The following is a 10,673-nucleotide window of genomic DNA, read 5'->3' as shown; positions in this document are numbered from 1 at the left end:
AGTCCCTGGGGTGTGCAAGAAGTGTCATCAGACGGACACGCAACTTGTGGTGGAAGATGACCCGTGGCGAGGGGATTTATCCCCGCTGGGGCGCGAAGCGTCCCCATTACAAACTGCCTGACACTCCACGGCGCCTAGTTTTGGGGTTGCTTCGCAACCCAGCGGGGATAAATCCCCTCGCCACAGGTATGCAGTGTGCTTCTGCCGAGTGACTACTCAGCGGGCAAAGGGAGTCGCTGCCCAGCCATCAACAGCGACAAGCGGCTCAGGCTCATCCATGGCGACCCTGCCGCCTGACCTTTGATCTGCGCATCGATGCGCTGGGCTTCGAGCAGCAGTTGCGCCCAGCGCGGTGCCGAATAGCGTTGCAGGGCCTTGCTCATCAGCGGCTTGCGTTTGTCCCACACCGGCGGACGGGCTTGGCTGAAAGCCTTGTCCAACGGTACACCCTGGCTGTATTGCAATGAGAGGTTGGCCAGCAGGCGCAACTCTCGGGCCAGGGCCCAGAGGATCACCGGAGGCTCGACGCCTTCGCCCCGCAAGCCCTCGAGCATGCGCAGGGCGTGGGCGGCTTCACCGTTGAGGATCGCATCGGTCAGCCCGAACACATCGAAACGCGCACTGTCGGCCACAGCGGCCTGTACCGTTTCCACGGTGATCTGCCCGCCCTCGGCCATCAGCTTGAGTTTTTCGATTTCTTGAGCGGCGGCCAGCAGGTTGCCTTCGACCCGGGCGGCGATCAGTTCCACCGCATCCTGGCTGGCTGATAAGCCGGCCTGGGACAGGCGCTGGCGGATCCAGCTGGGCAACTGGCTGACGTCCACCGGCCAGATCTGTACGAACTGGGTCTGCTGACCTTCAACCAGGGCCTTGCCCCATTTGGTTTTTTGCGCGCTGCCGTCGAGTTTTGGCAGGCTGATGAGCAACACCGTGTCTTCAGCCGGCCGTGAGCAATATTCGATCAGCGCGGCGGCGCCCTTGTCACCGGGTTTGCCGGATGGCAAGCGCAGTTCCAGCAGGCGTTTTTCCGCGAACAGCGACATGCTCGCCCCAGCCTGCAACAGCGTGCCCCAGTCGAAACTGGCGTCGGCGGCGAACACCTGGCGTTCGTCGAAGCCTTGCTGACGGGCGGCAGAGCGAATGGCGTCGGCGGCTTCCTGGCACAGCAGCGGATCATCGCCACTGATGATGTAGACCGGCGCGAGGGCGCCTTGCAGGTGTTTGCCGAGTTGGGCGGGAGCGAGCTTCATAAGAGAAGGCGAGCGGGGCGCCGGAGCGCCCCGCAAGGCTTATTCAGAGGGGATTTGCATCGGCGACTGTTGCGGGGTTTCCGCTTCAGCCTTGCGTGCCGCTTCCAGTGCGTCGGCTTCTGCCTTGGCGCGGGCGTCGGCGGTCTGCTGCAACTGGTCCAGTTGGGCCGGGCTCAGTTGTTGCAGGCGCAGCATCATGCGTTGCACGAGGTCACGACGCATTTCGACACGCACTTCGCTCGACTCCTGGTCGGAACCGGTGATGTTGTTGCCATCGTGCAGGTAGACCTTCTGCACTTGCAGTTTGTCGTCCAGCAGCACCAGGTTGTTCTGGCCGCGGATCTCATAGCTCAGGACGTTGTTGAGTTCGTACTCGGCCGAGCGACCGGCACCGGCGTAACTCAGGCTGCGCTGGCTTTGCTGTTCACTGGTCAGCACCAGTTTGTACGGCGCGCCGTTGTAGACCTTCACGCCGCTGTTTTCCAGTGAGTCGCGCAGCATCTTCACGGTCTCGCCATAAGCGTCCCGGGCGCTGAGGTCCAGCTCCGTGATGGCCAGCTCGGTGGTGCCGGTGCCGCGCAGTTGGAAGCCGCAGGCGCTCAACAGGACCGCCAGGCCCATTACCAGCAGATTACGTTTGATCATCTTGTTGCTCCCCTTGAAACCCTATGGCTCGACAGTGCGGCCCCGCAGGTTATATTCGGCGCCCGGCCCAAGCCGGCGCCCGATCCAATTAGCTTGCGACGATGTTGACCAGTTTGCCGGGCACGACGATCACTTTGCGGATCGTCAGGCCATCGACGAAGCGCAACACGTTTTCATTGGCCCGTGCGGCGGCTTCGATTTCTTCGCGAGTGGCGGCGGCTGGCATTTCGATCTGGCCGCGCAGCTTGCCGTTGACCTGGATGACCAGGGTCAGGCTGTCCTGCACCAGCGCGGTTTCGTCCACCACCGGCCAGCTGGCGTCAATCACCGGGTCAGCGTGGCCCAGGCGGTTCCACAGCTCGTGGCTGATGTGCGGCGTGATCGGAGCCAGCAGCAGCGTCACGGCTTCCAGACCTTCGTGAACCAGTGCGCGATCCTGTTCGGTGCCTTGCGCGGCTTTTTCCAGGACATTCATCAGCGTCATCACCTGGGCGATGGCGGTGTTGAATTTGTGGTTCTGGCCGACGTCATGGCTGGCCTGCTTGATGGCCAGGTGGATCGAACGGCGAACGGCTTTCTGCTCGTCGTTCAGGCCGGCGACGTCCAGTTTGCCCGGCAGGCCCTGAGTGACGTGGGCTTGAGCCAGACGCCAGACGCGCTTGAGGAAGCGGTGCGAACCTTCGACGCCGGAGTCGGACCATTCCGCGCTCATGTCGGGTGGCGAGGCGAACATCATGAACAGGCGGCAGGTGTCGGCGCCGAACTGGTCGATCATCGACTGCGGGTCGACGCCGTTGTTCTTCGACTTGGCCATCTTCTCGGTGCCGCCGATTTCCACCGGCAGGCCGTCGGCGATCAGTTTGGCGCTGATGACCTTGGCTTTGCTGTCGCGTTCGAGTTCGACGTCGGCCGGGTTGTACCAGGTGTAGGCACCGTTGGCTTCGCGACGATAGTAAGTCTCGGCGATCACCATGCCTTGGGTCAGCAGGTTCTTGAACGGCTCGTTGGAGCTCACCAGGCCTTCGTCACGCATCAGCTTGTGGAAGAAACGCGCGTAGAGCAGGTGGAGAATGGCGTGTTCGATGCCGCCGATGTACTGATCTACCGGCAACCAGTGGTCAGCCGCGGATTTTTCCACCAGGCCGCCTTCATAGTGCGGCGAGGCGTAGCGGGCGTAGTACCACGAGGACTCGACGAACGTGTCCATGGTGTCGGTTTCACGCCGGGCCGGCGCGCCGCATTTCGGGCAGCTGCATTCGTAGAACTCGGGCATGCGCGCCAGGGGCGAGCCGGCGCCGTCGGGTACCACATCTTCGGGCAGGACCACGGGCAGTTGATCTTCCGGTACCGGTACGTCACCGCAGGTATCGCAGTGCACGATCGGAATCGGGCAGCCCCAGTAGCGCTGGCGGCTGATGCCCCAGTCCCGCAAGCGGAACTGGGTGCGGGAGGCACCGAGGTTTTTCTTGATCAGGGCCACTTCGATGGCGTCGAACGCGCCGGGGAAGTCCAGGCCGTCGAACTCGCCGGAGTTGATCAGTTCGCCGTGTTCGCCATAAGCGTCCTGCCATGGCGCCGGGGTCTGGTCACCGGCGCTGGTACGCACCACGGCCTTGATCGGCAGGTTGTACTTGTGGGCGAATTCGAAATCGCGCTCGTCGTGGGCCGGAACAGCCATGACGGCGCCGTCGCCATAGTGCATCAGCACATAGTTGGCGACCCACACCGGGAGTTTTTCGCCGGTGAGCGGATGCTCGACGAACAGCGAGGTCGGCAGGCCTTTCTTCTCTTGAGTGGCGACATCGGCTTCCGCGACGCTGCCACCTTTGCATTCGGCAATGAACGCCTGCAGCTCGGGGTTGTTGCGGGCGGCCAGGGTCGCCAGCGGATGCTCGGCGGCCACGGCGACATAGGTGGCGCCCATCAGGGTATCCGGACGGGTGGTGAAGACTTTCAGATTGCCCGCTTCGCCAATGGAGGCGACGTCGTAGGGGAACTGCACTTCCATGCCCCGGGACTTGCCGATCCAGTTGCGCTGCATGGTCTTGACCTGTTCAGGCCAGCCGGTCAGCTCGTCGAGACTCTCCAGCAGTTCATCCGCGTAGGCGGTGATCTTGAAGTAGTACATCGGGATTTCGCGCTTTTCGATCAGCGCGCCGGAGCGCCAGCCGCGACCGTCGATCACTTGCTCGTTGGCCAGTACGGTCTGGTCCACCGGGTCCCAGTTCACGGTGCCGTTCTTGCGGTAGATCACACCTTTTTCGAACAGGCGGGTGAACAGCCATTGTTCCCAGCGGTAGTAATCAGGCTTGCAGGTGGTGACCTCGCGGGACCAGTCCACCGCCAGGCCCAGGCTGCGCAGCTGGGTCTTCATGTAGGCGATGTTTTCGTAGGTCCACTTGGCGGGGGCCACGTTGTTCTTCATCGCGGCGTTTTCCGCCGGCATGCCGAAAGCGTCCCAACCCATGGGTTGCAGGACATTCTTGCCTTGCATGCGCTGGTAGCGGGAGATCACATCGCCGATGGTGTAGTTGCGCACATGCCCCATGTGTAGCTTGCCGCTGGGGTAAGGGAACATCGACAGGCAGTAGTAAGTCTCCTTGCCTGGCTGTTCACTGACTTCAAAGGACTTTTGCTCGTCCCAGAACGACTGGGCGGCGGCTTCGATTTCACGGGGCTGATAGTGTTCGTGCATGGCTACTTTTGTACTGAATGGGGTGGCCCAATCCTCTTCGTTGCCATGCTGGACGCAGACGACGCCTGATGCGGCGTTTTCGATGCCCAGCCGAGCTGGAAGTGGAGTTACAGGAAGCGCCGTAGCATACATGACCGTGCTCTGCCGAGGGAAACCCTGATTGCGTGCCGGGGCATTGTCGATACCCGGTGACGGCCGCTGTTCAGGGCCGTTGGTCGCGGCGCCCTGCCGGTTTGCCCAGCGAAGCTAAGCTTCTCAATGGGGAGTGAGTCTTATCTTCAATGAGGTGAGGGATGGTTGAATCACAACGTAAAGTAACTACACCTGAGTTGTACGAAAAACTGATCGATCGTCTCGGGGTGGCCTTGGACGCTGCAAGAACCGCCGGTCGCTTGCGCGATGAACGCCCGGCAGAGCTGGAACTGCGTGGCTTGACCCCCGCAGAGTTCGAGCTGGTCAAGGCTTACCTTGAGCAGGTCGGGCATCAAGCCCCCACAAGTGGGGCTCAGCTACTCAAGCGCCTCGATACGCCCCGTTCGGCCAAGGTTGTATGGCTCAAGGATCGGACGCCCACCAGGGATGCTGTAAAAGTCCGGTCACTGCAGTTCAAGTAAAGCCGGATTCACGCTTGTCGCTTTTTTTGATTCAAGATTATTTCGAATCTGTTGTCGCTTTGCGTCAACCCACCTAGGCTTCGGGCATCTATGGAGATGCCCGATGCCGTTTCGCTATTTCATCAAACAACTTTTATTGCCGCCCGGCATTCTTTTGCTGCTGTTGGTGCTTGCCTGGTGGTGGCGCAACTCCCGGCCGCGCCTGGCTCGCCTGTGTTTCATTGCAGGGGTGGGCGGTTTCTGGCTGATGAGTTTGCCTGTGGTGGTGCAATGGAGCGCCAAGGCGTTGGAGCGCGAGCCACCGCTGCCTCGCAGCGAATGGGTGACGCTGGCGCAACGTGCCGATGCCATCGTGGTGCTCGGCTCGGGCCGCGATCGCGGTGACCTGGCCTGGGGCACCGACCAGCCCACCGGCATCGGTCTGGAGCGCCAGCGGTATGGGGCACGACTGGCCAAAGCATCGGGATTGCCGGTGCTGACCAGCGGCGGCTTGCACTATGGCTCCCCGCCGAGTGAAGCGAAATTGATGGCCGATTCGATGCTCGATGATTTTGGTGTCACCGTGCGCTGGCAGGAAGGGCGCAGTCGCACGACCTGGGAAAACGCCCAGATGAGCGCCGAGATGTTGCTGCCGCAGGGCATCAGACGAGTCGTGGTGGTGACCCATGCGTCGCACATGCCACGGGCAGTCTGGAGTTTCGAGCGCTCGGGGTTTGAAGTGGTTCCTGCACCGGTGGGCTTTCTGGGGCAGGACAATGCCCGCCCGCTGGGCGGCTGGATGCCGGAGTTCAAGTCGATCTGGCAATCGGGGCAGTTGATGAACGAGGCGGTGGGGCAGGTGGGGTATAGGTTGTTTTATCGCTGAGTATTTGAGGGCGCGGGACATTTGTGGGAGCAAGGCTTGCCCGCGATGAAAACGACGCGGTCCTGCCGTGGGAACAGGGCGCCTGCATCGCGGGCAAGCCTTGCTCCCACAGGAAACTCGTTGACCCCAAGAGGTTTGCCCGCAGCGGGATCAAACCGTCTTGGCCATCCGTCCCGCCATCAACGCCCAGCCCAGCAGCAACACGCACACGATGATCAACGGCCACGAGCGCCATTGCAGGTAGGGCGTCAGCCCGTGCATCGGCACCACTTCGCCGTACAGTACGCCACGCTCGAATTGCGGGATCTGTACGGTGATCTGGCCGAAGGGGTTGATCAGGCCGGTGACGCCGTTGTTGGTGGAGCGGATCATCCAGCGACCGGCTTCCAGGGCGCGCATCTGCGCCATTTGCAGGTGTTGCAACGGGCCGATCGAGGTGCCGAACCAGGTGTCGTTGCTGATGGTCAGTAGCAGGTCGCTGCGCGCCGAGAGGCCGGCGGCGAACTCCGGGTAGACCACTTCATAGCAGATGAACGGCGCGATCTGGTAACCCTTGGCTTGCAGCAAAGGCTGGTCGGCCGGGCCTCGGGCAAAGTCCGACATAGGGAGATCGAAGAACGCGATCAACCCCCGCAGAATGTCCTGCAACGGCACATATTCGCCAAATGGCACCAGTTTTTGCTTCAGATAAGTGCCGTCACCTTCACCGGTCACGGTGATGCCGTTGAAGTAACGCTTCTGCTGGTGCACCAGTTGGCGAATCGGAACGCCGGTAATCAGCGCCGAATTTCGCTCGGCAGCGAAGGTGCCCATCATGTCCAGATAGCCCTGGGCAGACTCCTTGAGCACCGGCACAGCTGTTTCCGGCCAGATCAGCAGGTCGACCCGTTTGGAGGCAAAACTCATGTCGCGGTACAACGCCAGTTGCGCGTTGAGCTGCTCGGGGTCCCACTTCATGCTTTGTTCGATGTTGCCCTGGATCGCCGCGACGCTCAGCGCATCACCCGAAGGGCTGGTCCAGGCATGGTCTTTGAGCGCCATGCCGGCGACCCACGGGCCGATCAGCAGGATCACGCCCGCTGCGATAAAGCCTTTGCGCCCGGCGCGGATCAACCGTGGCGCGTTGTACAGCAGCGCGGCGGTGAGGGCCAGGGTGAAGGAAATCAGCCACATCCCGCCCAGCGGCGCGAGGCCGGCCAAGGGGCCGTCAAGTTGGCTGTAACCGGAATACAGCCACGGAAACCCGGTGAGGAACCAGCCGCGAAAGGCTTCCTGGCCCAGCCACAGGGCGGCGAAGGCCAAGGCGTCGGCCAGCGGAGCTTCGTTACGCCGCAACCACCGGGCCCAGAGCCAGGCGGGCAGGGCGAAAAACCAGGCAATGGCGGCGATGAACAGCAGCATCAAGAAACCGGCGAGCAGCACCGAGGCGCCGCCGAAGTTGTGAATGCTGACATAGATCCAGCTGGTGCCGGCGCCAAACAGGCCGAAACCGAAGCACCAGCCACGGCCGAGGGCCTGGCGCGGTGAAAGCTCGCGCAGACCGGCATAGAACAGTCCGACCGCCAGCAGTGCCAGCGGCCAGATGTCGAACGGCGCCAGGGCCAGGGTGGTGATCGCGCCAGCCGCCATGGCCAGCAGGTTACCGGGCCAGCCGGGGCGGGTTGTCCAGCGCATGTGTGTCCTTAGCGGGTCTTGTAGGGTTTATCGGGCAATGGGTGACAGGCGCAGCAAGTGAATCCGACGGCTGTCGGCGTTCAGGATGCGAAAGCGCCAGGAACCGATTTCCGTGGTTTCATTGCGCTTGGGCAGGTGCCCGAAAGCACTCATCACCAGGCCACCGACGGTGTCGAACTCATCGTCGGAGAATTGACTGTCGAAAAACTCGTTGAAGTTCTCGATCGGCGTCAGGGCCTTGATCAGGAAGTCGCCGCTGGGCAGCGGTTTGATGTAGCTGTCTTCCTCGACGTCGTGCTCGTCTTCGATGTCGCCGACGATCTGCTCAAGCACGTCTTCGATGGTGACCAGCCCGGCCACGCCGCCGTATTCGTCGATGACGATGGCCATGTGGTTGTGATTGGCGCGGAATTCACGCAGCAGCACGTTCAGGCGCTTGGACTCGGGCACGAAGGTGGCCGGGCGCAGCAAGTCCTTGATGTTGAAACTGTCGCCGTTCTCCTGAAGGATCAGCGGCAGCAGATCCTTGGCCAGCAGCACGCCCATGACGTCGTCATGGCTCTCGCCGACTACCGGGTAGCGCGAGTGAGCGGAATCGACCACGGCGGGCAGGAATTCGCGAGGTGTCTGGGTCGCCTTGATGCTGACCATCTGCGAACGGGGGACCATGATGTCCCGCACTTGCAGGTCAGCGACCTGGATGGCGCCTTCGACGATGGCCAGCGCTTCGCTGTCCAGCAGTTTGTTCTGGTGTGCATCGCGCAGCAGCTCCAGCAGCTCCTGGCGGTTTTTCGGCTCATGGGCAAAAGCCTGGGTGAGCTTGCCCAGCCATGACTTCTGCCCGTTGCTCGATCGATCTTCGCTCATAGCGATTACTCTGAATCCTTTGTCGTTACAGGTTGATGTATCAGTGTTCGTCGCCGGCGTAGGGGTCGGGGTGACCCAGCTCTGCAAGCAACGTTCGTTCCAGCGATTCCATTTCCTCGGCTTCGTCATCTTCTATATGGTCGTAACCCAATAGATGCAAGCAGCCGTGAATCACCAGATGGGCCCAGTGGGCCTCAGCGGTCTTGCCTTGTTCGGCCGCTTCGCGCTCCACCACCGGGATGCAGATCACCAGATCGCCCAGCAGCGGAATGTCGAGCAGTTCGTCGGGCACGTCGGCGGGGAACGACAACACATTGGTGGCGTAGTCTTTCTGCCGCCAGGTGTGGTTCAACTCGCGGCCTTCGGGCTCGTCCACCAGGCGGATGGTCAGTTCCGAGTCGGCGCTGCGCTGGCGCAGGGCCAGCTCGCACCATTGGCGTAACTGAGCCTCGCTGGGAGCGGGGCGTTCGCTGGCCAGTTGCAGGTCAAGTTCAAGCATCGTGGCGATTGCCCTTCTCAGCGGTCGCCAGCTCATCCTGATGATTCTCGAAGCGCTCGTAGGCTTCGACGATGCGCTGCACCAATGGATGGCGCACGACGTCCTTGGGCATGAAATGCGTGAAACTGATGCCCGGCACGTCCTTGAGCACCTGGATCACATGGTTCAGCCCGGATTTGGTGCCGCGGGGCAGGTCGACCTGGGTGATGTCCCCGGTGATCACCGCGGTGGAGCCGAAGCCGATCCGGGTCAGGAACATTTTCATCTGCTCGACCGTGGTGTTCTGGCTTTCGTCGAGGATGATGAAGCTGTTGTTCAGCGTACGGCCACGCATATAAGCCAGCGGTGCGACCTCGATGACCTGGCGTTCGATCAGCTTGGCGACGTATTCGAAGCCGAGCATTTCGTACAGCGCGTCATACAGCGGACGCAAGTACGGGTCGATTTTCTGGGCCAGGTCGCCGGGCAGGAAACCGAGTTTTTCCCCCGCTTCAACCGCCGGACGCACCAGCAGGATGCGGCGCACCTGTTCGCGTTCCAGCGCATCGACGGCGCAGGCCACGGCCAGGTAGGTCTTGCCGGTACCGGCCGGACCGATGCCGAAGTTGATGTCGTTGCCCAGGATTTCCTTCACGTAGCGCTGCTGATTCAAGCCGCGAGGGCGAATCATGCCTTTTTTCGTGCGCAAGGCCACGGCAGGTTCCGACGGAGCGTGGTTCTCGAGTTCTTCGAGGGCCGACTCCTGCAGGAACAGGTGGACGGTGTCCGGCGACAACTCGCTTCCCTTGGTTTCCCGATAGAGGCGGCGCAGCAGGTTTTCCGCGGAGGAGGTGTGCTTGGGTTCGCCGATCAGTTCGAACTGGTTTCCGCGGTTGCGGATCTCGATGGCCAGGCGCTGTTCGATCAAGCGCAGATGCTCGTCGAATTGCCCGCACAGATTGGCGAAGCGGCGAGCCTCAAAGGGCTCGAGAATGAAACGATGTGGTTCGATGGGTGCGTTCAAGGTCGTTTTTAGCCGCCCTGGGGCAATTAAGATGAAATCAAGGATAACGCCAGTAGGCTGGGTGCGAAAGCTCTTAAAGAGGCGAATCTGATCACAGGGTTGGCACAACCCATTGTGGGAGCGAGCCTGCTCGCGATAGCGGCGTCACATTCAACATCGATATTGACTGTCACGCAGCTATCGCGAGCAGGCTCGCTCCCACAGGAAACTTTGTGTTACTGGACCAACGAGCCGCGCAGGGAGTGCGGTTGCGCGGCATCGATGTGGACGTCGGCGAACTGGCCGATCAGGGCCGGAGTGTCGCAGCGGAAGTTGACGATGCGGTTGTTTTCGGTCCGTCCTTGCAATTCGCCCGGGTCTTTTTTCGAGTAATCGGTCACCAGAATCCGCTGGACGGAGCCGACCATCTGTCGGCTGATCTCGAAACCTTGCTGGTTCAAGCGATGTTGCAAGGCGTTGAGCCGTTCTTTTTTCACTTCTTCTGGTGTCTCGTCCGCCAAATCGGCCGCCGGGGTGCCGGGGCGCTGGCTGTAGACGAAGGAATAGGAAAAATCGAAACCC

At 61.6% G+C, this 10,673-nt stretch carries 10 protein-coding genes; 2 read left to right on the top strand and 8 right to left on the bottom strand.

The genetic code is table 11. The features are described 5' to 3' along the window. Positions 1–212: 212 nt before the first annotated feature. From holA to leuS, 3 genes are all read right to left on the bottom strand, one after another. Positions 213–1,250, bottom strand: coding sequence for a DNA polymerase III subunit delta (gene holA, locus GSM73_RS19850; protein ID WP_047229501.1), 1,038 nt, complete (start codon positions 1,248–1,250; stop codon positions 213–215). Between the two features lie 39 nt (positions 1,251–1,289). Beyond that, positions 1,290–1,895, bottom strand: a complete 606-nt coding sequence (lptE, locus tag GSM73_RS19845) for an LPS assembly lipoprotein LptE (RefSeq protein WP_107321820.1) — start codon at positions 1,893–1,895, stop codon at positions 1,290–1,292. 88 nt (positions 1,896–1,983) lie between these two features. Continuing rightward, positions 1,984–4,590 carry a leucine--tRNA ligase gene (gene leuS / locus GSM73_RS19840; protein ID WP_047229503.1) on the bottom strand — a complete coding sequence of 869 codons (2,607 nt, stop codon included), beginning with the start codon at positions 4,588–4,590 and terminating at the stop codon, positions 1,984–1,986. A 293-nt stretch (positions 4,591–4,883) separates the two neighbouring features. On the opposite strand from leuS, the gene GSM73_RS19835 reads away from it, so the two are divergent. Both GSM73_RS19835 and GSM73_RS19830 read left to right on the top strand, forming a co-directional pair. Next, positions 4,884–5,204 carry a hypothetical protein gene (locus GSM73_RS19835; RefSeq protein ID WP_047229504.1) on the top strand — a complete coding sequence of 107 codons (321 nt, stop codon included), beginning with the start codon at positions 4,884–4,886 and terminating at the stop codon, positions 5,202–5,204. Positions 5,205–5,307: 103 nt separating this feature from the next. Then, positions 5,308–6,069: a YdcF family protein gene (locus GSM73_RS19830; protein WP_160893617.1), complete on the top strand. Its 762-nt coding sequence runs from the start codon at positions 5,308–5,310 to the stop codon at positions 6,067–6,069. 150 nt (positions 6,070–6,219) lie between these two features. On the opposite strand, the gene lnt is transcribed toward GSM73_RS19830, so the two are convergent. The 5 genes from lnt to GSM73_RS27620 all read right to left on the bottom strand — a co-directional run. Then, the gene (gene lnt / locus GSM73_RS19825) at positions 6,220–7,743 is read right to left on the bottom strand and encodes an apolipoprotein N-acyltransferase (RefSeq protein WP_076383507.1); all 1,524 of its coding nucleotides are present in this window, start codon (positions 7,741–7,743) and stop codon (positions 6,220–6,222) included. Positions 7,744–7,770: 27 nt separating this feature from the next. Continuing rightward, on the bottom strand, positions 7,771–8,610 hold the full coding sequence (locus GSM73_RS19820) for an HlyC/CorC family transporter (protein WP_025215634.1): 840 nt from the start codon (positions 8,608–8,610) through the stop codon (positions 7,771–7,773). Positions 8,611–8,650: 40 nt separating this feature from the next. Beyond that, positions 8,651–9,109, bottom strand: a complete 459-nt coding sequence (ybeY, locus tag GSM73_RS19815) for an rRNA maturation RNase YbeY (RefSeq protein WP_047229507.1) — start codon at positions 9,107–9,109, stop codon at positions 8,651–8,653. Further along, positions 9,102–10,112 carry a PhoH family protein gene (locus tag GSM73_RS19810; protein ID WP_047229508.1) on the bottom strand — a complete coding sequence of 337 codons (1,011 nt, stop codon included), beginning with the start codon at positions 10,110–10,112 and terminating at the stop codon, positions 9,102–9,104. The genes ybeY and GSM73_RS19810 overlap by 8 nt, the downstream gene beginning before the upstream one ends. A gap of 215 nt (positions 10,113–10,327) precedes the next feature. Further along, on the bottom strand, positions 10,328–10,673 hold a 346-nt coding region (locus GSM73_RS27620), incomplete at its 5' end, for a TRAM domain-containing protein (protein ID WP_256676998.1).

Origin of the sequence: Pseudomonas sp. PICF6 (genome assembly GCF_009831705.1) — a bacterium.
Taxonomy (GTDB): Bacteria; Pseudomonadota; Gammaproteobacteria; order Pseudomonadales; family Pseudomonadaceae; genus Aquipseudomonas; species Aquipseudomonas rhizophila.
The sequence above is the reverse complement of the archived record's forward strand: the minus strand, read 5'-3'. Positions and strand labels throughout refer to the sequence as shown.